The sequence below is a fragment of the Acetomicrobium flavidum genome (assembly GCF_900129645.1).
Lineage (GTDB): Bacteria > Synergistota > Synergistia > Synergistales > Acetomicrobiaceae > Acetomicrobium > Acetomicrobium flavidum.
Map to the genome: position 1 here is coordinate 779,081 of NZ_FSQZ01000001.1, position 20,349 is coordinate 799,429.

Below are 20,349 nucleotides of genomic sequence, written 5' to 3' on the forward strand. Positions count from 1 at the left end.
GTCTATCCCCTCTGCAACAAATTCTTGGCCACCACGAAGCTGAACAACGCTTCCGCAGCCATCTCATCGTTGACGCGTGCCACTGCCTTCACTTGCCCCACGCGTCCTCGCAACCTGCAAACCTTTGCCTCGGTTATCAACTGATCTCCCGGACACACGGGCCTTCGAAACTTGGCCTTGTCCACGCCCGTCAGGTAGGTGACCATGCCCTGCATGTCGGGACGAAGGACTATCATCATGGCTGCAACTTGCCCCATCGCCTCCAAGACCAGGACGCCCGGCATGACGGGCTCGTCCGGAAAATGCCCCTGAAAGAAGGGCTCGTTAATGGTAACATTTTTAAGCCCCACTATCCTTCCTTCGTCAACCTCGAGTATCCTGTCCACCAATAAAAAGGGGTACCTGTGAGGGAGAAACTCCATTATCTTGTGAATGTCAACATACTTCTCCAAGTCCATCAGCTCCAACCACCTTTACACAGCCGTCTTAATCGGTCCACCAAACGCAAGTGAAGCCTGTGGCCTGCCTTGTAACCGATCACGTGCGCCTGCAGGGGCAACCCCACTAACGCCAAATCGCCCAGTAAATCCAGGGCCTTATGGCGGGCACATTCATTGGCAAAACGCATCTGGGTATCGTTCAGCAGACCATCATTGCCGAAGACCAAGGCATTATGCAAGCTTCCTCCGCGGGCCAACCCTTCTTTTTTCAGCTCCTCCACATCCTTGAGCCTGACGAAAGTCCTGGAAGGAGCAATCTCTTCGACAAACCTTGTTCTTGTAACCTCCGCGACAAAGGTTTGAGTCCCTATGGAGACGTCATCAAAAGAGATCACGTAAGTGACCTTCAGATTTTCGCAGGGCAAGCACGCCACCCAGGCATCGCCAGATTCGTCCTCGACGCAAAGGGGAGAGCATACGCTATAAATCGTCTTTTCGGTACCTTCCCTCTCCCTTAGGCCAGCTTCTTCCAAAAGCTTGACCCATTGACCTGCACTGCCGTCAAATATGGGGATCTCGTCACCATCCACCAATACTATGATATCGTCAACGCCCATTCCGTAAAGGGCAGCCAGCAAGTGCTCCATCGTAAAGATCGTATGCCCGCTGGGCAATACAACACATGTTGAACGCCCAGGAGAGAATATATCGCACTCTCCTATGGGATAGGGCATTTGCCCCTTTACGGCGCCAATCATTATACCATCTCCCCCATCGGAGGGAAGCATTACAACCTTGCTAATCTTGCCGCTGTGTAATCCCAAGCCCTCGACTTCAATCGGCCTTTGAAGGGTTACCCTTTTCATCCTCATTGCCAACTCCTTCATGCAAGCGTTCTAAACGCAAAAGCCTTTCGTAAATCTCTGGTAACCTCTGAGTCAAGGCCTGGATTTTTAGCTCCTCTCGATGATCCCGCGCCGGAAAGCCCGAGACCATCATGCCGGGCGGTATGTCCTTCGTAACTCCCGATTTGGCGGCCACTATGGAACCTTTACCTACCCTTGCGTGATCCTTGACCCCGCTTTGGGCAGCCATTATGACGTTATCCTCGATCACGGCACTTCCCGCGATCCCTGTCATGGCAACCAAGATGCAGTTAGATCCGACCTGTGCATTGTGTCCCACGTGGACGCAATCGCCTATCTTGGTACCTGAGCCGATGCACGTGTCTCCCAGGGTGCCCCTATCGATGCTGGTCAATGCCCCAACCTCGACTTCGTCTCCTATAACCAGACCCCCAACCTGTGGTATTTTGATCAATCTGCCATCCCTACTGCAGAAACCGAAGCCCTCGCAACCCAAAGAAGCGCCTGCATGGATCAGACACCTCTTTCCTAACTTCACGCCATGATACAGGGTAACGTGAGGTTCAACGATCGTACCTTCGTCGATGAAGACATCTTTCCCCACGAATACGTGTGCCTCCAATACGACGTCATTGGCGATCTTTGCCCCTTCCCTTACCACGCAAAACGGACCGATGTAAGCCGAAGGATGCACTTCAGCGCTTTGCGATATCACAGCAGTAGGATGTACCTCGCATTTAGGCGTTCGGGGCCTCTCGAAGAGCGAAAGCAGTTTGGCAAAGGCAATCTTCGGTTCTTCCACCTCAACACCGATCCTGTCAGGCTCGAGCCAGCCAAGGGGCACCACTACGGGTACGTCTTTTACCAGCTTCCTGAAGGCACTTTTTTCCCATAATACACATATGCATTCCGGAGTGACCTCCTCCGGAGAGGCCACCCCTAAAATGAGCCTATCCGGGTCGCCCACGAGGCGACCGCATAAAAAGGATGCAACCTGTGAAAGTCTCCATGCATCATCGAATTTCTTCAACGTTCTTCCCCTTCCCGAACAAAGATCAAAAATTGCCTACCGCTCTAATGCTTACCTCGTCGTCATCTCGCTCGTCTATGTAAAGCTCCAAAGAAAGGTGTTCGGTAAATCGATAGCCTAATGCGGCATTGTTTTCATGTTCGTCGGAATGACGCCACCAGGCGTAAAAGGCCTTAAGGCCTCCTTCAATCCACAGGCGATACCAGGTCTTATCCTCTTCAAGCTCCCTTTCGGCTCCAAGCCAAAAGTTCTTGTAGGGAGACCACCTGAAACCAAGCCTTTCCTCGGTATCGCCATCATCCAATAACATTACTGCCTCTCCATAAAGCTCGATATCCCACGAATGGAGGGGCTGCGCCTTCCGCCCGAAATGCAGTCCGAGCTCGGTAGACTTATCCTCAGTGCCTGCGTAAGCCGCCCCCCAGACGTTAAGGGTATACCTTTTGCTTTCCACGTTCACATTGGCCTTTGCTATCTTAGAGGAAACAAACTGGGATTCAACTTCTATCCTTGCCGTGCCGGAAAGCCGAGTATCTTTGAGCCTTTCGTTCACAACCCGCTCTACGTCTCTCTCATGTTTAGCTGCCCAACCTACGGGGATCCCAATGAAGGGCGACAGGCTTTCAAGCAGCTTTTCTCGCATATCGTACTGCCAAAAGGACGGCAAAGACCTGGAAAATACGTGGGCATCTATCGCCAAGACCAGGTCTTGGCTTGCAGTAAAGGACAGCTCTACGACATAACATTCGTCTTTTTTGCTAACCATAACATGAGGCTCCCACCCTGGAAGGCGGGAGGAGGCTATATTGCGTACTTCCTTTAAAAAGACCTCATCGGCCCAACGTAGCGCTTCGACAGGCACGCCCTGCAAAAGGCTCAAAATCTCTTCTTTCATTCCTGAGGCGTCTAGGCGAAACCACTCATCGCAGGGTGGATAAAGCTTCGGAAATGTAACGTCTGCCTCCCAGCTGTCTGCCTTAACGGGAATAAGCTCTATAAATACATCGTCTTTACCGGCTATACGAAGGGCATTTACCCTGTAACCTTCAAAGATCCTCTCGGATACCATGGCAAGAAGCCTTTCCTGATCCTTTAACTCGTAGGATGGCATCTCATTCATGACAGCGATGATGCTTCCCCTTATGGCATCGGCAAGCCATTCGGGCGGACCTGCAACGACTACGCTGCATTCCGCCCCTTTAGGCCTGCAAAAAACTGCCCATAAAAGCAGAAAAGCTACCCCCCACAGGCGTTTCATGTCGCCCTTTAGAAAAGCTCACCGAACCCGAAGTGCGTATAGGTCTCGTACTCTCCTTCGGCCAGATCTATGCGCAAGTTGCCAAGGGGAGTCCTCACGCGAACGCCTATGCCGTAGGAATCGTGCAGATCCGACAGGTCGAAGCTCGAAGATCGGCTTTCGCCATGACCTACGGTCCTATAAAGGTAATCTATCAAGGGATCGCTATCCCCCCAGGCGTTTCCGGCGTCGTAGAAGAATACCAGCCCAAAGGCCTGCTCGATGGGTATCCTAATCTCGAAGTTGGCCAAAAACATCTCCGTACCGTAAAACTCGTCCTCTTCATAACCGCGAAGGTCCCTGTCTCCGCCCAAGAAATACTGATCCATGAATGGGATCTCGCCGCTTGAAAAGCCGGTCCTCACGCGGGCGGCGAAAATCACAGGGGTATCTTGCGTACCAAGGTCGATATCGAAGATCTCCCCTATCTTGGTTACGGGCGTGTAATATTTGGCTTCAAGCCAGTATTTGGTGAAGTTCCATTCGCTGCCCAGAAAATCCAGGGCCTGTTCTACGTTTAAGCTGACGACATCTCCCTTTGGATAGCTCAGGTACTCATCCAGCGTGGATCGTTGCAATCTGCCACTGATTGAGAAGGTCTTTCCCGACTGCATGTGTTCGTCGAAGTACATCCTTCGGATTTCTTTCTTAATTTCTTCATCAGTCTTGCCCGTATATTTCCCGGTGGTATCTCTCTTGGCAACCTCGACGGCCGCATTATCAAACTCAGTACTCCACTCTATATCTCCATAGGGAATATCCGAATCGTGCCAATCAAGCGTTGCATACCAGCTAAGCCTGGGATCGCGTTTGAACTTCTTGCCAGCCCCTATGGATATGCCTGTCCTGGACTCCTCGTATTCGAATACCGACTCTCCGCCAATATAGTTTTCTATGTCGTCCCACTCCCACTTATAGAGGTTTATCCTCCAGGAGTAGTAATCCGTGTCCATGTAGGGCTCCTCGTAAGTTATCCAATATTGTTCTCTGTCTCCCGTCTCAAATCCGACGGATGCGGTACGTCCCAACCCCTTCCAGTTGGTGTCCTCGTAAGACAGGCCTCCGCTCCATCCGCTGCTTGAGCCATGCCCTATAGACAGGCCAATCCTGCCTGTCCTTTGCTCTTCCACCGAGACAACGATGTTAACTAGGCCGGGGTCCTCCGTTGGCTCAAACCCTACGTTTACCGTCTCGAAGTATCCCAGCTTCTGCAGCTTATTTAGGGAATGCCTAAGGATCTTGGCGTTGAAGTGATCCCCTGGTTTAAGCTTTATCTCGCGCTCTATTACGTAGGTCTTCGTCTTCTCGTTGCCCTGAATTGCGATCTCGCCAACCTTGGGCTCCAGGATCTTGACCGTAATGACGCCATCCTCTATCCGAACGTCCTGCACGCGCATCATGGCGTATCCGTCTTCCTGATATTTGTTTCTGATCCTCTCTAGGTCGTGCCTGAAGAAGACGGAGTTAAAGATGTTGCCAGGCTTCGTAAAGACAAGCTCTTTAAGTTCATCCTCGCTATATACTTCGTTTCCCTCAAACCTTATTTCCTTTACGACAGGGTTTTCCTGCACCACGTAAACTACCCTTGTTCCTCCTTCGACGGGTTCAACTCTTACGTCCACATAGGAAAAAAAGCCGAGGTTGTAAATGGCCTCCACGTCTTTGTCCAGCTGTTCTTTGTCCACCGGCTGATCGACCTTAACTCCGACGACCGATAATATGTAGTTTGCATCGACCTGTTGGTTGCCCTCCACCTTCAGCTCCACTACTTTAGGATAGGACTGGGCAAAGACAAAAGATGAGCTCGATAGCAAAAGAAGTGCACTAATCAATATAAGTCTTACGCAAAACCTCATCCCCAAGATCACTCCTTCAGTTTGAAAACTCCACAGCTGTACCGCTTTGATCGCGTAGGGCCTTTTCCCCTCGCTGAACCAATTTAAGGAAATCTTCCAGCATAGTTTCCTCAAATGATACATCGCGGTGCCCATGCTCGCGTAGGTCCTTTTGCTCATTTTTTATCACATTTGATGAAGATGTGGGCTTGGAGGTCCTGGAAGAAGGACCTTTTATAATTTGCCCTTCGCCCCTCGCTTTACTCAGTTCGTAAGCCCGCGCCACGTTCGTATCGCTTAAGCTCTTCCTCAAAGCCAAGATAAACCGCTCTTCATCGTCTGTTATAAGGCTCATATGAAGTGAACTGCTTTCTCCTTTTGCAATCACGTTTGCCTCGTTTTGCCCATTAAAGCTATCCATGGAAACGGGCAAGGCAACGGCCATCAAAAATATAGCTGCGACAAATAGTGACGACAAAAGCTGCGAAATATTTCGCCGTCTGGGAGTACTGCCCGACACGGCAAGGGACAGGATTTCATCCTTGGCGATGCGCATCTCGGCCTCGGCACACTCAAGCTCCACGATGACATCCCTTGGATTTCCGCGCCTCCATGCCTCTAAGCTCCTATCTATCCATCGCCTTATTCTCAAAAGACGCCTTTCCATGAAGGCCCCCTCCTGGATTTATGCCTTTAATTAGGTTACCCCAAAGACCTTCTTCAGCTTCGCTATGGCTTTCCTTCTAATTCTGTAGATGTAGCTGATGTCCACCCCTTTCCTTCGAGCCAGCTCCTTGACGGTCAAACCCTTTATATGGATCGCCGTTATGATCTCGGCTTCGCTGGCGGTTAAAGACCCCATTGCCTCTTCAAGGTCTACAAGCCAGTCTTCATCGTAAAACAGTTCGCGCCGATGAAATGTCTCGTCTATTTCGACCGGCTCGGGCGCCTTGGCCTCGGACCTTTCCAGGAAATTGATCATATGACCCTTGACGCGATAATACGCATAGGTGATGAACTTAACCCCTCGCGTCGAATCGTACCTGTCAACGGCCTCTATGAGGGCTACCATGCCCTCCTGTATCAGGTCCTGATAGGAAGAGGGAGACACGTGCAACTTACTCGCAAGCCAAAACACCATTGGCCTATAAGAAATTATCACCTCTTCGCGCGCTTTTTCGTCACCCGATTTCACCTTTTCCCATAAATCTTTTTCAGGAAAGCCGTCCTTAAAAGCGGAGTCGAGGCGCATTTCACCGTCTCCTTCGTCTGATCGGTTTTGCTATATCAACACGGGAAGATTGGGCACCAGGCCCTCATCGTCGACCAGCAAATGCAAGGTATCGTTGGCAAAGGCGAGCATCACCCTGTCGCTTCCCAGTTCCATCGATGTCAAGCTGCAGTTATCTATGCGAATCCTCCAAGATGCCGAGATATCCATCGCAAAAAGTCCCGCCAGGGCAGCCCTTATAGACCCGCCGTGGGCGACGACCAGGATGTTTTCGCCTGCATCGTTTAAGATTTTCTTCATCCCGCAGGTAACGCGTTCTACAACTTCGGTAAAACTTTCCCCCTTGGGGATCTTGACCTTTTCGGGATTTCTCCTCCAAAGCCGAAAGCTTTCCGCGTAAGACCTTTCTATATCGGGCGCCGTCAACCCTTCCCAGGCACCGAAGTTCATCTCGCAGAGCTCTTCGTAAAAGCCCTTTATGGGAACGCCCAGGGTCCTTGAGACTATATGCGCTGTCTCCTTTGCTCGAGAAAGCGGACTTGCATATATGGCGTCTATGTCTAAGGACGTCAACCTCAGAGCGGCTCTTTGAGCTTGTAAACGACCTTCCTCGTTTAGCGGAACGTCACTTTTTCCTTGATAGCGAAATTGTCCGTTCCATTCGGTTTTGCCGTGGCGCAACAAAAATATACGCCTCAAAAGTAATCACCTCATCGGATGTATTATAAGTATAATGGCATAAAAAGTCTTTATCGCCATCATCCCGTATTAAAAATAAAAAGCCCCCGTCTCGTCAGGGGGTCATATACGCGAACAGTTGTGTATCCAAGGAACCGAGAAATTAAAGCGACAACATCTTATTAGTTTTCAGGATGCGATTTTTTAATGACAGAACCTAGGACTTCCACATCCCGCGTTTGGGCAGAAAGCCTGTTGGAGTCAGCCACCTCTTCGGTAAGTTCCTTGCGTAGCACCAAGACGTCCTTCGGCGCCCTGATCCCCAGACGGACCTGGCCCTTCGCAATTTCTACGACCATTACTTCGATGTTATCGTTGAGGATCAGAGACTGGCCTTCCTTACGAGAAAGCACAAGCATTTAAGGGGCACCCCCTTTGCCCGATGCCCTTTGAGCCTCAAGGAAGGCATTTTTAATGTTTTCTCTTGTTGTATCATCAAAGATATAATGCCGTATTCCATAATCTTCTCTTTGACCTATCACTTGCTTGCCCAGACGCTCCGCAATGTTTATGACAATTGGGGCACGAACGTTAGCCGTTGCTTCCCACGGTGCATTTTCCGGAACGGCCACCACCACGAAAAAGCAAAGCTCGTTTAGTGGGGCTTTCAGGTCTTTTATGTCGCCTTCGCATAGCTGGGGGTCGTATTTGGGAATTATAAATTCCGGTGGCATCACGGGAAGGGCGACATCGCTATCTTCAAGGCTCTGAAGCCATTTTATGGGATTGCCTTCGTCATCGTCACCTAGAAGCAGCCATCTTTTGTGGTCATCGAAACCGGGAATTCCCTTGGGGAAATAGAGGACATCGTCTTCGCTGTATTCTAACAACCCAAACCTAAGGGTCTTAAATTTTTGCATCAAATTTGCCTCCAGACGCAATCCACATCAAACGATACAGATGGAGCCGGCGGGCGGACTTGAACCGCCAACCTGCGCATTACGAGTGCGCTGCTCTGCCTGTTGAGCTACACCGGCTTAGGCACTTCAACTACACAATGGCGGTCCCAACGGGATTCGAACCCGTGCCGCCGCCTTGAAAGGGCGGTGTCCTAGGCCTCTAGACGATGGGACCGCTTTAAAGTTTAAAAACCTGGTGAGCCGTGCAGGATTCGAACCTGCGACACCCGGATTAAAAGTCCGGTGCTCTGCCACCTGAGCTAACGGCCCCCATTTTAATTACCATAAACCCCTCAACCGAGCAATAGCAAATTATCACAGGTCGCAAGAATAGTCAACATCCCCTACCCATGTAGACAAAAATTTTTCTGCATCCTCGACCAATTTTTTGCCCTCATTGATCTGACGCCTCACCTCAGCAAAAGAAGTACCGCCGTATGTATTGCGCCTTTCTACCGAAGAGCGGGGATTTAGGTTTGTGATCATCTCCTCGTCGATCTGGGGGATAAGGTTGTACCACTCCGCCAAGCTCAAGTCCGAAAAACCCTTATTTTTGCTTAAGCACCACTTTACGGCCTTGCCAACAAGCTCGTGAGCCCTTCTAAAGGGGATGCCCTTTAACACTAGGTATTCGGCTACATCCGTTGCAAAGATGAAGCCGTCGTCAAAAGCTTTTGATGCACCTTTAGCGTTTACCTCCACTCTCAAAATCAAAGGAGTCAGCACGTCAAGCATCCCGTGCAGGGTTTGCAATGTCCTCATCAGTCCGCGCTTGTCCTCTTGCAGGTCCCTGTCGTAGGCTAGGGGTATGCCCTTTAAAGTAACGGCGAGGTCAACGTAGCCGGCCAGGATCTGTCCGGTTTTGCCTCTAACCAGCTCTAGTACATCAGGATTTTTTTTCTGCGGCATGATGCTTGAACCCGTGCAAAAGGCATCAGGAAGGTCCAATATACCGAACTCATCGCTGTTATATATTATCAAGTCCTCGGCCAGTCGGCTGCAATGCACGGCAAATAAAGATGCGAAGTGGTGAAAATCTGCTAAGTAATCCCGACTCGCTACGGAATCTATGCTGTTTTCCGTCGGCTTGCAGAAGCGGAGTAACTTGGCTGATAATTTGCGATCTAATGGAAGCGTAGAACCCGCCAGGGCCGCCGATCCCAAAGGACATTCGCTCAATGCCTCGAAGGCCGCCTTAAGGCGCAAGAAATCCCTGTTGAAAGCCCAAAAGTGCGACATCCAGTAATGCCCCATGCTGATAGGTTGGGCACGGCGCAGGTGGGTGTAACCTGGAACGACGAAATCGATATGGCTTTCGGCACGATCGAGCAAGGCCTCAAGAAAGGCCTTCAACTTGCTGCCTATCTGAATCAGCTGATCCCTTAAAAACAGCCGCAATGTCGTTGCTATCTGATCGTTGCGGCTCCTTCCAGTATGAAGCTTTTTGCCGACGTCACCCAGAAGTTCGGTAAGGCGAGCCTCTACGTTCATGTGGACGTCTTCAAGCTCTATCTGCGGCTTTAGTTTCCCGCTTTTAACCTCTTCCAGCACCTGATCTAAGCCTCGGATGAGGGCGGCTTCCTCTTCAGCGCTTATCAAGCCAGCCGAGGCCAATGTCCTGACGTGAGCCTTGCTTCCCCTTATATCGGCCTCGGCCAGTTGCCAGTCCATATCCAGGGACTGGGTGAATTTTAGAACGACTTCAGCCGTGTCTTCACTAAACCTGCCCTTCCACATCTCCTAATTTACCCCCCAACATATGCCCTTTACATCAACTGCATCCTTTTCGGTAACGGCATCGGCTAGCACTCCCCATAAAAGATCGCATTCGCTATGGGTATAGCGATCCGCGCCAAAAAACTCCAAGATCGCCGAGATAACACAAAGGCCGCTTACTATGATATCGGCCCTGGCGGGTTCAAGGCCTGTTAGATGTCTTCTAGCTTCCACATCCATTTGCTTCAAAAATTCAATCAGGCTTTCTATATCTTTTTCTTCAATCCTAGTGGCATGCACCTTCGATGGATGGTAATTTTTAATTGGGATGCCCTTAAGGATCATTGCCGCCGTCGATGATGTGCCGCCAACGCCTATTATTTCCGCGACCTGCATCATCGAACCTTCCTTTAAAACCTCGCGCAATTTAGAACGTACATGGCTCTTAATGGCTACTGTATCTTCGTCAAACGATGCCTTTATCCTTATGGCTCCCAAAGGCAGGGAGACGTTAAAATTTTTGCAACACAGCTCCAAGCTCCCGCCCCCGAGGTCAAAGACCAAGGCGTCGTTCACATCCATCCCCAGCAGGGCACCTCTGTAACTGTAGAGGGCCTCCTGCCTGCCATCCAATATCCTAAGAGCAAGGCCGGTCTTTTTTTCTACGATATCCGCTATTTCGTGGGCATTAGATGATGACCTCAGCGATTCCGTGGCAAAGATAACTCTGTTATTCAAAGGCACATGTAGGGCATCAAGCCTTTTCCATGCTTCTTCTACAGTCAGCAGCGCCATGCTTAAGACATCTTCTTGTATCACGTATTCGCCATCCCTTAAACCTCGGCCCAGACGTATCGTCCAAATTCCCGAATCAAGGTAACATAGAAGCCCACTTGCCCTCTCAACTGCCAAAAACCTCAAAGAATTTGACCCTATATCCACAGTACCAAAGCGAGATGACAACGCTATCCCCTCACGTTTAAGGTCAATTTATGCAAAACCTGTCAGGTTCCTCGCATTCGACCGTCGACAAGCGCTCTTTGAGCCATGACTCTGCCGGGTGTTTGCGTAGCGCCAGCCACGAAGCCACCTGCAGATGGAGGCATTTGACGTTAAATTCGCTGCGACGGGCTATTCCGCCCACACCGGACAAACGCAGCCTGTCCATCATGCCTTTCCTGGCCTTTTGCAAATATCGTCTTTCTCCTCGAGATAATAAAGCAAGCCTCAGCAAGGCGTGTTCTACGTTGAAATCAAGCCAATCTCTGTCATCTGCATTGTCCTTCATAAATTCCTCAAGCTGCTTTATACCCCCCAAGGCCTCCATCTGGCTGCACATCATCGCCAGAAAGGGACAAGACAGCCAAAAAGTCGTCGGGAAGGGTTTACCGCGAAAAAGGGGGACACACAGCAAAACCTGAGGCATCCCCCACCTGCAACGCCTAGCAATGCCCAGGGCAATCGCAGGCTCAAAGGATCTTCCCCTCATCTGATGCATAAGAACACTGCTGTCCCTAGGCCGAAGTGGCCATACATACAAAGGGGGCACATTGGCCCCCTTTGTATGTATAAATCTGCACGATAAATTATCTTTTGTTGCTGGCCTTACGCTTTCCGCTTTTTTTGGTATCGCCCAATTTTTGATACAGATCGGAGATCTTCTCATCGCTCAGCTTCATGAACTTCATGAGCTTCTTTTCGAAATCATCCTCGCCGTGCTGTTGGTGGGAAGATCTGACTTCACCATCGCCAGCAGCGGAAGAATGAAGCGCCTTAAGCGAAAGATCGATACGACCTCTCTCGTCGATCTTTATCACCTTAGCCTCAACTTCTTGTCCTAAGCTTAAAACATCTTCGACCTTCTTTACATACCCTTGAGCTATTTCGGATATATGTATCATTCCCCTTTGTCCATTCTCAAGCTTTACAAAAGCTCCATAGGGAGTTATCTTCTCCACCACACATTTAACCACTTCATTGACCTTCACCGAGGTGGTCGTTTCTTGCCCGTTGCTCATAAGATACCTTATACCTCCATTTGTTCGTTTTTTTAGATTCTCAGAAACTTTCTACGATGATATATGATAGCACAAACTACACCCTGTTTCGATGCAGTCCTAACCACCTCCACCTATTTCGGGCTTCATGGGTACCCAAAGCCAAAACACATCCTCCCCTTTACTTTGTCCATCGAGCTTTCGACACAATAACAAACTATAAGGAACATCACTACCGCGTTCGTTTGAGTACCATACAAGTAATATGCCATCTTTTTTGCTTAAGACCAATTTCACGACTTTGCTCCTAATTATAGGGCAAAATGCAGCAATGAGGATAGTCCCTTTCTCGCAAAATTTTCCCTTACTTGCGTAAACCGCTTTATTTGTCCTGGCTTGAGGCAGGGCCTTGCAGAGATTGACCTTCGAGCGGACCGAAGCAAGTTTATGTAATTTCACTTTTTTCAAATCTACGCCTCTCCACTCCAACATGGCTTTATTTACCTTAACATCATTGGCACACAAGCTTATGTTATATACCTTGAATACAACATCCTTGGGGAAGGACCAATTTTCGGTTCTCACGCCGATATTTGGGTTCAATCGTTTAATTGCCACTTCAAAACCGGCATCCTTAACCTCCACAAGATGGCCTGCTAGCGGAATAGAGCAAACTTTGATCCTGCCAAACAAGAGGCGTTTTATGCGGTCCATAAAGCGTTCGTCCATTAGCTTTCCTCTATAACTACGTCCAATGCCTTTATTATTCGTTGAAATGGTTCGAGCAAGTCCATGTAACAGGCGGCTTCCTCTAGGATGTGCAAGACGGCTTCGATTTCCGTTTCCTGAAAGGAAAACCCAAAATGCACTCTGATAGGGGGACCGACCTCTTCTGCCTGTAAGAGCAAGCTTTCGCCGTCAGGCAACCGTTCAAAGGCACCCCTGCTTTCTAAGGGCGAACCGGCATATCGCTCTATTGAGATTACGTAGGTCTTTAGCAGCGAGCGAGCCGGTCCAATCAGCGACGGATCCTGGCAAATCAAAACTTCGGGCTTCTTTTCGATGGATTTAATCAAATTCTGGAGAATCAATTCCTCTTTAAGATAGGCTTCTAAGGCATTCCCGTACAATACCTTCTCCAGCTTGCTGGGCCTTATGGGATCTACATACTTGAACTCAACGGGGATACCCCTGAGGTCTGTCATCATTGCTGCACCGGTATAAATATCTTTATCACTCTGGGACGAGACATACAAATAACCGATAAAAAGATCTTTCTTTAACGATTGTCCGTAAAATTTAGGCATAAATATCCAATCCCTCGTGTTTTTCTTCAGAATTTACGCCCGCATCAGCGTTAGCCAATTGACTTCTGCGTTTCTTTTTGCCGGAGAAATTTCCCTTTTTAGGGGAGTTGCGATCGTCAGCGGCCAATTTATTTGTTGCCGGAGTATTTTCCTTGCGCTTAACTTGAGACTGGTCGCGCTCTGCTGCCTCAATTGCCTCCTGTCTCATGGCAAACTGCGACGCCGAGGAAGCTGCATCCTTCGATAGAAGATCTTCCTGTCCCGCTTTTAACATCGTTATCTGCCACTGAATCGGACGCAACATGACGCCTCACCACATTAAAAATAAGGTGAAAACTTAATCTCTCCCTTATCGTAATAAAATGTCACGTATTCCATTTTCTCTTTAACCATATAAATGACACCACGCATATTTATTATGACACCCGGATAGCATACACCCTTAACCTTTACTCTGCACGCCTCATTTATCTTTGCTACCTCTTGCTCCAGTTTCTGCCTTTGTGCCTCGTAAAATTCCAAGTTATACTGCAACTGTAACTTCATCTTAGACAATTGCAACATTAATGCTTTTTTAGGCTGATCGATCTTGCCTTGGGCTTCAAGCTTTCTTATGTAGTTGAGGTTATTCTCAATGCTATTAAGCTTCTCTCTAAAATCCTCCAGCTTTTCCAAGATTGACTTTAGTTCTTGTTGTAACGACGGCACAACCCCTACCTGAATCTCGGTCCTTGTTCCAATTTCGTTTCCAAGAGTGACACAGGATATCTCAAAACCGGCAGATGAGCTTCCTCCAACTATAATGCCCTTCCTTCCGCCCATGACCGTTATCTTCTCCGTGGCCATGACGGTGCTGTGCATGATTGATCTTTCCACTATGACATTGCTGTTGCTTTTAACATAAGCCTGATCTATAAATAACGCCATTATATCTGACTCTGCCTCTATGCTAGCCTTGCCCATCCCCCTTATTCCGCCGCGAATCATCACTTTGCCCCCGGCCCGCAACGTAGCGGCTTCCACTACACCGCCAACCTGAATATCGGACCCCGCAACCACACTGAAACCATCGCGTATCGACCCTTTAATTACAACGCTTCCTATAAAATTTATGTTTCCAACTCCATAATCCACATCTCCATCGACTTCGTAAACCGGCATCACGTGCAGTTTCCCATCTTTAGGCACCAGATTGCCATCGATTGTGGCAATCAGTTTTAATCCATCTTCCGATATTTCCGTATTACTGCCTTTAGGGAGACTTTTATCCCTTGCTTGTCTCGCCTTTATGGGCTTACCTAAGACATTTATGCCGTCCCGGCCTTCCTTCGGAGGCGTCTTTTCAGCCAATACTTGACCCTTTAAGACGTTGATGACAGCACCCAGCTCCCTTAAATCCACTCTGGCAACGTTTGGATCTTCAATTTTTGGTTTTAACCTTTCCACATCAACTTTTAGAGCTATTACGGCGTCCTCGCCGTTTACCGGCTTTATCCCCTCCGCAACCACTATCCATTGATGCCCCAATTTTTCCGAGCATATCCTTTCCAAGACACCTTCCTTGATGCCGAAAACTACACCTCTCTTCTTTAGCTCTGCTTCCAAATCCTGGGGGGATGGCCAATTTCTTTCGTCCAGCGGAGGAATTATATGAATCGAGGCAGTAAGACCATCTTCGGATATTTCGACCTCAATTAAAGCTTCCCTGGCGCTGGGAGGGACTTGATCTGAAACCTTAACTATCTCACCTCTCCGTTGGTCTATGATCTCTTCAATGAGGCCCTCTTCAACGTCTATACCCTGACGTTTAAGGTAGCCTATTATCTCAATTTTGCCAACTTCGATATCAGGCTTTACCTCTAAGTATACACCGTCTTCACGCACATAGACCGAAAAGGGCCGAGAGTCCACCTCTTTTTCACCTCACGCACTCATATAATTTTTTGGTCCTCCGTCTTGAGCATCACCTTCAATGAAGTCAAAGCTTTGCCGTGAATTTGAGATACCCTTGATTCAGTGACGCCAAGTGCCTCGCCAATCTCCTTAAAGGTGAGTCCTTCGTAATAATAAAGCGATAATACCAGCTTTTCTTTTTGAGGCAATTTTTCCAGAGCACTCTTCAACTTCTCATGTTCATCGTTGCTCTCCGCCACTTCCTCCGGGCTGGGCGAGGAGTCAGGTATCAGCGCTCCCCTTTCAACTTCTCCTTCTTCCAAGGAAATTACCTCATCGAGAGAGATTACAAAACTGCGACTCATGAGCTCGTAAAGCTCCTTCAATTCTTTTTCGTCCATTCCAAGCTTTTTCATTAGTTCTTCATCGTCAATCTTGTTTCCCTGTTCCGCCAAGATTTCAATGGCCTTTTCCAGGCGCTGAATTTTATCGCGAGCGCTTCTCGAAAACCAATCATATCGCCTTAGCTCGTCAAGGATAGCTCCCCGAATTCGCGGAAAGGCAAAGGTATTAAATGATACCCCGCGGGAAGGATCATATCTATCGATGGCATCCAATAACCCCATCACGCCAAAGCTCAGAAGGTCGTCCTGGCTTAGGCCTACCGGTATCACTACCGACATCCTATTGGCCACATAACGAACCAATGGAAGGTGGATGCGAACAATTTCTTCCTTTAGCTCGCCTGATTTGGTAGCAATATATTGTTGCCAAATTTTATCCACGGCTTCCCTTGTTGGCCTTTTGGTCAATATTTTTACCTCCTGAAAACAAAAAATAACACAAAAAACCCAATCAACATAATCAATGTTAGAAAGACGAAGAAATATAAGGACTTTTTCCGCTGATTCGCCTTCTCCATAGTCCTAACCTTTAACTCTCCAGAGCTCTTGAATACACCTTCTATACCATCTGATATAAAAAGTCGCACCATATAGGCACCGCTTGGCAATTGCTGCACGGATTTTACTTTAAAGACAGGCATTAATTTATTTGTCGCAAACAATCTATTCATGAATTTCCCAAGAGGATAAGAGGAAGCGATCGACACCTCGATCTCATCGTTTTCCCTCAAGTCAGCTACAGCTTTACCTTTGATTACATCCAATCTCGGCACACACGCTAAAGTAACGCTCTTGACAGCCTGCTGTAAATTTTCTTGCCCCTCTTGCCCTTGAGGAATTCCTTCCTCTGCACTTTTCCCAGCAACTGGTGATAACTTATATCTTATTTGATTAAATTTCTCAATATCTATATCTAGTACTAAAGCGGATCTAAAAGTATTAGCAATCGCCTGTGATAGCGACTTTTGCAATTCAGCCAAGCTAAGGTTCGAGGTAAAAAGTCTATTCAAAGTCGTATTGGTAAAAAAATTGTACAACAGATCTTCGAACCTCCGTTGAGCCTGCTTATATTTTACATTTTCAAGTTTGCATATATATGAAAATACAGATTCCCATGTTGCCTTGATATCAAAGCTTTGAGATAGACTTTCAAAATCCACCCAGCTTTTTAGGACTAAAATATCACCAGTAACTCCTTGGGCCACTAGGCAAAAGGCACCATTCAAGTCGCCTTGTCTTTTTGACTGAAATTTACCCTTAATCGCCATGTAGCAAGGAGCAACATCTTTTATTATATCTATTAATTTTTCCAAATCGCCCTTACTATGCTCAAATATGGATTTGATATCCTCTACCGAAATGCCGGTCTGATCGGAAAGAAGTTGAACCATGTTAACATCAACCGAGCTCTCCTTTACTTCTTCTTTCAGTTTAAATTTGTCGTTTTTCTCTGCCTCCTTCAATTTAGTCTAGCTCCCTTCAATATTACCTTTATCCTGTATTTCCTATTATAAAGATTTGATGCTGTATATCTATAATTTTTTTACCTCGGAACCTATCACCTTTACTATCATTATCCAATTATCAGTGTAAAACTCAACGCTACGCCCTTTATTGCCACCCACATCGCTAGCTACTAAGGGAATCCCGTACTGTTCGAGCATTTTTTTTGTGGTTTCGATATTGCGCTCACCGATAGCCAAGAAGGAGGCAGAGTTTTTTCCTGGGACCGAGAACATCTGAGCCCCTCCGGCCATTTTGGCCTTAAGCCTGGATTTCAAGGCCCCCAAAGCTATTAAGTCTTCAATCAGCTTGGGGACAGCCGTATCGGCGTATTTGCCAAGTTTTTTAACATCCTTGCCTTCGTGATTATTGGGCAACATGATGTGGCTCATACCAGCCACCTTGGCTATATCGTCATATATTACTAGACCTATACACGAGCCCAGGCCAAGGGAAGTAAGCACCACGGGATGTTTAGCCACCACTATATCCCCCATACCAACATGATAGACTGACGTCATGGTATCAGAGCACCCCCAGCTTGGAAAGCAGCGTAGACAGAGACTGAGGATCCGGCAAAAGCATGACATGACCGCCCAGAGAATTCTTGTTGCTGGCAACGCAAAGTTTAGTCTCAGATATTATGGCCACTTCTCCTGTCATACCATAATAGGCAGCCAAAAGATCGAGTATGGCCCCCAACATATCGTGGGCAATGGCCGGAACCGTGACCGGCAAAGCGCAGTTTATCATGGCGCTTATGGCATTCAAAAAGGAGCTCAATACGATATTGCCTACCTCCACCAACAGACTGTCGGCAATTTGGTCAATTTGATCCTGGAGCATATCTCCAAGATCCTTTTTGATCAATATATTGACTAACTCTTGGGCCGTTTCTTCGCTCATTATCCATAACATATTTCCGGAAATTTCTCCCTCGAACCTTAGATAGACAGCACAAACCAACTCCGTGGGCGAGGCATATCTGTCAGTCAGCTCATATATGGACACCAATTCCGCCTTAGGAACATCCATGGTCACGACGGACCCCAGCAGTTGAGATAAAGCCGTAGCGGCATTGCCAGCCCCTATATTCACGGTTTCCCTGATTACATCCAGATGGAAAGGACTCAGCTTCCCCAGCTCGTCATATTCCATCTTTCTATCACCAATTTCCGACGCCAGCCACATCCAATATCAAAGCAACCTTGCCATCACCCAAAATCGTGGCTCCCGCCATACCCCGAACCTTTGATAAGAGCTTCCCCAAAGGTTTTATAACTATATCCTGTTGGCCTATCAGTTCATCGACTATGAGACCACGACGTTTGCCGCTGGCACCTGCTCGTACCACAACGACGGGGAATTCCTCTCCATCTTGTTCAACTTCAGGATAATTTAATAATGTCTTCAAATTATGAAGCGATAGAATCTCCCCCCTAACAGTGGTAACCAGGGATCCATGTACATGCTTGACATCTTGTTTATCTACTAATAATGTTTCCTCAACGTTTTCCAGAGATATTGCATAAGTTTCATCGCCTATGCGTATTAAAAGGGCAAGAACTATGGCCAATGTCAAGGGCAACTTTAGAATTACCTTTGTGCCCTCGTCCACCTTTGACGTTATGTAGAACTGCCCGCCAAGGGATTCAACCTTGCTCTTCACTACATCCATGCCAACCCCGCGACCAGATAGGTCGGTCACCTTATCGGAGGTGCTGAAACCCGGAAGGCATACGAGTGCCAGGGCATCTTCATCGGGCATTAGGTCAGCTTCCTCTTTAGTAATTAGCCCCTTTTCAATCGCCTTTTTCTTGACAACCTTCGGGTCAATTCCCTTTCCATCATCCATTACCTCTATAACAACGCTGTTGCCCTCCTGGTAGGCCGCTATCGTGATTGAACCCCTGCGAGGCTTGCCTTTGGCTATCCTTTCCTGTGGCGGTTCTATTCCGTGATCGATGGCGTTTCGCAAAAGGTGAATCATGGGATCCCCGATCTCATCTATCAATGTCCTATCGAGCTCCGTCTCGCTTCCCTCTATAAAAAGTTCGGCCTCCTTTCCCAAGCCCTTACATAAATCTCGTACCATCCTGGGGAACCTGTCAAAGACGTAAGCAACCGGCACCATCCTCAATTTTGTAACTATTTCCTGGATTTCCGTCGAGATCCTGCCCAACTGTAACAGCGGCTCCTCAAATTCACTTAAACCTGCCTCAGCTGCCAGCCGCTCAATGCGCGCCCTTCCTATGACCAATTCTCCTACCAAATTCATCAGTTTATCCAGCCTGCCTATATCAACTCTCACGGTAGTGCTCTGTTGTTTTTTTATAGAGCTCAAAGCACCGTTCAAAGCACTCTCTTGGCTCTTCGTCTCGACCTGATCATGACCGCCTTCATCTTTGTGGTTGGCGACTTCCTCAGCACCCAGCTCCTCGGGCTCAGATTCGATAATCTCGACAGCAAAGGCATCGATATCGACAATTGATGAAATAATCTTTTCAACTTCATGTTTTGGTTCCTTAGTGGCAAGATAAACGAAAAAGCTATCATCGAAATTCTCTTTCTCGAGGTCCTCTATGGAGGGCACAGTTTTAATGATCTCACCTATCTCATCAAGACGCGTAATTACCAAGTATACCCTTGCAGACTTAAGGGCGCAATCTTCAGCCATCTTTACAAAAATCTTATAAACATCCATTCCTTGTTTTCTTGCCTTATCAAACCATCCCAATTCCAAGGAGCTTAAACTGTCAACCGCATCGGGTTCTACCTTTTTAGCGATACTCTTGCCGTCTCGATTAAAGGCCGCCTTTATACCGCTTGCAACTTCTCGTAATTTGTCGCCCAATTCCCCCTCTTTGCCGCCTTCCCTGATTTTTCCGATAGCTGCAGAAAGAAGGTCTAGACATTTGAACATTAGATCGATATCCTCTGTCTTCAATTCGTATTCATCGTTTCGAACTAGGTCCAGCATATCCTCTAAAGCATGAGTCAAAGTAGATATGCCTTCGTAACCCATCGCTGCAGCCATGCCCTTAAGGGTGTGCGCAATACGAAATATTTCATTAATGGTATCTCGAGAATGTGGATCTTTCTCGAGCAACAGGATTAAGTCGTTCAATTCCTCCAAATGCTCACTGGATTCATCCAAAAAGGCAGATAAATACTCGCTCATATCCATCGCCAT

23 protein-coding genes and 3 tRNA genes are annotated in these 20,349 nt (G+C 47.9%); all 26 read right to left on the reverse strand.

The window, feature by feature from the left end:
* Positions 1-2: 2 nt before the first annotated feature.
* A complete protein-coding gene (gene fabZ, locus BUQ78_RS03945) occupies positions 3-458 on the reverse strand; it encodes a 3-hydroxyacyl-ACP dehydratase FabZ (protein WP_014806209.1) in 456 nt (151 codons plus the stop codon).
* Entirely contained in the window at positions 458-1,306 is an 849-nt protein-coding gene (gene lpxC / locus BUQ78_RS03950) for a UDP-3-O-acyl-N-acetylglucosamine deacetylase (RefSeq protein ID WP_074200160.1), read from the reverse strand. The genes fabZ and lpxC overlap by 1 nt, the downstream gene beginning before the upstream one ends.
* Positions 1,275-2,336 carry a UDP-3-O-(3-hydroxymyristoyl)glucosamine N-acyltransferase gene (gene lpxD / locus BUQ78_RS03955; protein ID WP_074199342.1) on the reverse strand — a complete coding sequence of 354 codons (1,062 nt, stop codon included), beginning with the start codon at positions 2,334-2,336 and terminating at the stop codon, positions 1,275-1,277. Before lpxD ends, lpxC begins: the two co-directional genes overlap by 32 nt.
* A 25-nt stretch (positions 2,337-2,361) precedes the next feature.
* On the reverse strand, positions 2,362-3,594 hold the full coding sequence (locus BUQ78_RS03960) for a hypothetical protein (RefSeq protein ID WP_074199343.1): 1,233 nt from the start codon (positions 3,592-3,594) through the stop codon (positions 2,362-2,364).
* Between the two features lie 8 nt (positions 3,595-3,602).
* Positions 3,603-5,489 (reverse strand): BamA/OMP85 family outer membrane protein, encoded by a 1,887-nt coding sequence (locus BUQ78_RS03965; protein WP_074199344.1) that lies wholly within the window; start codon positions 5,487-5,489, stop codon positions 3,603-3,605.
* 16 nt (positions 5,490-5,505) lie between these two features.
* Positions 5,506-6,135: a hypothetical protein gene (locus tag BUQ78_RS03970; protein ID WP_074199345.1), complete on the reverse strand. Its 630-nt coding sequence runs from the start codon at positions 6,133-6,135 to the stop codon at positions 5,506-5,508.
* Positions 6,136-6,165: 30 nt separating this feature from the next.
* The gene (locus tag BUQ78_RS03975) at positions 6,166-6,720 is read right to left on the reverse strand and encodes a sigma-70 family RNA polymerase sigma factor (protein ID WP_074199346.1); all 555 of its coding nucleotides are present in this window, start codon (positions 6,718-6,720) and stop codon (positions 6,166-6,168) included.
* A 30-nt stretch (positions 6,721-6,750) separates the two neighbouring features.
* On the reverse strand, positions 6,751-7,398 hold the full coding sequence (gene cobC, locus BUQ78_RS03980; RefSeq protein WP_074199347.1) for an alpha-ribazole phosphatase: 648 nt from the start codon (positions 7,396-7,398) through the stop codon (positions 6,751-6,753).
* A gap of 161 nt (positions 7,399-7,559) precedes the next feature.
* Entirely contained in the window at positions 7,560-7,796 is a 237-nt protein-coding gene (locus BUQ78_RS03985) for a carbon storage regulator (RefSeq protein ID WP_014806201.1), read from the reverse strand.
* Complete coding sequence (gene fliW / locus BUQ78_RS03990) at positions 7,797-8,297, reverse strand: flagellar assembly protein FliW (protein WP_014806200.1); 501 nt, start codon at positions 8,295-8,297, stop codon at positions 7,797-7,799. It lies immediately after the preceding gene.
* Between the two features lie 41 nt (positions 8,298-8,338).
* Positions 8,339-8,414 (reverse strand) — tRNA-Thr (locus BUQ78_RS03995).
* A 21-nt stretch (positions 8,415-8,435) separates the two neighbouring features.
* Positions 8,436-8,511: transfer RNA gene (locus BUQ78_RS04000), tRNA-Glu, on the reverse strand.
* 19 nt (positions 8,512-8,530) lie between these two features.
* Positions 8,531-8,606 (reverse strand) — tRNA-Lys (locus BUQ78_RS04005).
* A gap of 45 nt (positions 8,607-8,651) precedes the next feature.
* Positions 8,652-10,073, reverse strand: a complete 1,422-nt coding sequence (gene argH / locus BUQ78_RS04010) for an argininosuccinate lyase (RefSeq protein ID WP_074199348.1) — start codon at positions 10,071-10,073, stop codon at positions 8,652-8,654.
* A gap of 3 nt (positions 10,074-10,076) precedes the next feature.
* The gene (locus BUQ78_RS04015) at positions 10,077-11,015 is read right to left on the reverse strand and encodes a Ppx/GppA phosphatase family protein (RefSeq protein WP_074199349.1); all 939 of its coding nucleotides are present in this window, start codon (positions 11,013-11,015) and stop codon (positions 10,077-10,079) included.
* Positions 11,016-11,037: 22 nt separating this feature from the next.
* Positions 11,038-11,550 (reverse strand): DUF501 domain-containing protein, encoded by a 513-nt coding sequence (locus BUQ78_RS04020; RefSeq protein WP_318259484.1) that lies wholly within the window; start codon positions 11,548-11,550, stop codon positions 11,038-11,040.
* Positions 11,551-11,638: 88 nt separating this feature from the next.
* Positions 11,639-12,070, reverse strand: coding sequence for a S1 RNA-binding domain-containing protein (locus BUQ78_RS04025; RefSeq protein ID WP_014806196.1), 432 nt, complete (start codon positions 12,068-12,070; stop codon positions 11,639-11,641).
* Between the two features lie 99 nt (positions 12,071-12,169).
* Positions 12,170-12,778: a hypothetical protein gene (locus tag BUQ78_RS04030; RefSeq protein ID WP_074199351.1), complete on the reverse strand. Its 609-nt coding sequence runs from the start codon at positions 12,776-12,778 to the stop codon at positions 12,170-12,172.
* On the reverse strand, positions 12,778-13,356 hold the full coding sequence (locus BUQ78_RS04035; protein ID WP_074199352.1) for a hypothetical protein: 579 nt from the start codon (positions 13,354-13,356) through the stop codon (positions 12,778-12,780). Before BUQ78_RS04035 ends, BUQ78_RS04030 begins: the two co-directional genes overlap by 1 nt.
* Complete coding sequence (locus BUQ78_RS04040; RefSeq protein ID WP_074199353.1) at positions 13,349-13,660, reverse strand: hypothetical protein; 312 nt, start codon at positions 13,658-13,660, stop codon at positions 13,349-13,351. Before BUQ78_RS04040 ends, BUQ78_RS04035 begins: the two co-directional genes overlap by 8 nt.
* 14 nt (positions 13,661-13,674) lie before the next feature.
* A complete protein-coding gene (locus BUQ78_RS04045; RefSeq protein WP_074199354.1) occupies positions 13,675-15,267 on the reverse strand; it encodes a FapA family protein in 1,593 nt (530 codons plus the stop codon).
* A 20-nt stretch (positions 15,268-15,287) separates the two neighbouring features.
* Positions 15,288-16,061, reverse strand: coding sequence for a sigma-70 family RNA polymerase sigma factor (locus BUQ78_RS04050; RefSeq protein ID WP_014806191.1), 774 nt, complete (start codon positions 16,059-16,061; stop codon positions 15,288-15,290).
* 5 nt (positions 16,062-16,066) lie between these two features.
* On the reverse strand, positions 16,067-17,116 hold the full coding sequence (locus tag BUQ78_RS04055; RefSeq protein ID WP_074199355.1) for a ubiquitin: 1,050 nt from the start codon (positions 17,114-17,116) through the stop codon (positions 16,067-16,069).
* A gap of 69 nt (positions 17,117-17,185) precedes the next feature.
* A complete protein-coding gene (locus BUQ78_RS04060; RefSeq protein WP_074199356.1) occupies positions 17,186-17,677 on the reverse strand; it encodes a chemotaxis protein CheD in 492 nt (163 codons plus the stop codon).
* Positions 17,678-17,681: 4 nt separating this feature from the next.
* Entirely contained in the window at positions 17,682-18,347 is a 666-nt protein-coding gene (locus BUQ78_RS04065; RefSeq protein ID WP_084532207.1) for a chemotaxis protein CheC, read from the reverse strand.
* The gene (locus BUQ78_RS04070; protein WP_074199358.1) at positions 18,322-20,343 is read right to left on the reverse strand and encodes a chemotaxis protein CheA; all 2,022 of its coding nucleotides are present in this window, start codon (positions 20,341-20,343) and stop codon (positions 18,322-18,324) included. Before BUQ78_RS04070 ends, BUQ78_RS04065 begins: the two co-directional genes overlap by 26 nt.
* Positions 20,344-20,349: the final 6 nt, after the last annotated feature.

Bases quoted from the DNA above. Each gene is read 5' to 3' on its own strand.
- fabZ (WP_014806209.1), bottom strand. From the start codon at position 458: ATGGACTTGGAGAAGTATGTTGACATTCACAAGATAATGGAGTTTCTC.
- lpxC (WP_074200160.1), bottom strand. From the start codon at position 1,306: ATGAAAAGGGTAACCCTTCAAAGGCCGATTGAAGTCGAGGGCTTGGGA.
- BUQ78_RS03960 (WP_074199343.1), bottom strand. From the start codon at position 3,594: ATGAAACGCCTGTGGGGGGTAGCTTTTCTGCTTTTATGGGCAGTTTTT.
- BUQ78_RS03965 (WP_074199344.1), bottom strand. From the start codon at position 5,489: ATGAGGTTTTGCGTAAGACTTATATTGATTAGTGCACTTCTTTTGCTA.
- BUQ78_RS03970 (WP_074199345.1), bottom strand. From the start codon at position 6,135: ATGGAAAGGCGTCTTTTGAGAATAAGGCGATGGATAGATAGGAGCTTA.
- BUQ78_RS03975 (WP_074199346.1), bottom strand. From the start codon at position 6,720: ATGCGCCTCGACTCCGCTTTTAAGGACGGCTTTCCTGAAAAAGATTTA.
- BUQ78_RS03985 (WP_014806201.1), bottom strand. From the start codon at position 7,796: ATGCTTGTGCTTTCTCGTAAGGAAGGCCAGTCTCTGATCCTCAACGAT.
- fliW (WP_014806200.1), bottom strand. From the start codon at position 8,297: ATGCAAAAATTTAAGACCCTTAGGTTTGGGTTGTTAGAATACAGCGAA.
- argH (WP_074199348.1), bottom strand. From the start codon at position 10,073: ATGTGGAAGGGCAGGTTTAGTGAAGACACGGCTGAAGTCGTTCTAAAA.
- BUQ78_RS04020 (WP_318259484.1), bottom strand. From the start codon at position 11,550: ATGCATCAGATGAGGGGAAGATCCTTTGAGCCTGCGATTGCCCTGGGC.
- BUQ78_RS04025 (WP_014806196.1), bottom strand. From the start codon at position 12,070: ATGAGCAACGGGCAAGAAACGACCACCTCGGTGAAGGTCAATGAAGTG.
- BUQ78_RS04030 (WP_074199351.1), bottom strand. From the start codon at position 12,778: ATGGACGAACGCTTTATGGACCGCATAAAACGCCTCTTGTTTGGCAGG.
- BUQ78_RS04035 (WP_074199352.1), bottom strand. From the start codon at position 13,356: ATGCCTAAATTTTACGGACAATCGTTAAAGAAAGATCTTTTTATCGGT.
- BUQ78_RS04040 (WP_074199353.1), bottom strand. From the start codon at position 13,660: ATGTTGCGTCCGATTCAGTGGCAGATAACGATGTTAAAAGCGGGACAG.
- BUQ78_RS04060 (WP_074199356.1), bottom strand. From the start codon at position 17,677: ATGACGTCAGTCTATCATGTTGGTATGGGGGATATAGTGGTGGCTAAA.
- BUQ78_RS04065 (WP_084532207.1), bottom strand. From the start codon at position 18,347: ATGTGGCTGGCGTCGGAAATTGGTGATAGAAAGATGGAATATGACGAG.
- BUQ78_RS04070 (WP_074199358.1), bottom strand. From the start codon at position 20,343: ATGGATATGAGCGAGTATTTATCTGCCTTTTTGGATGAATCCAGTGAG.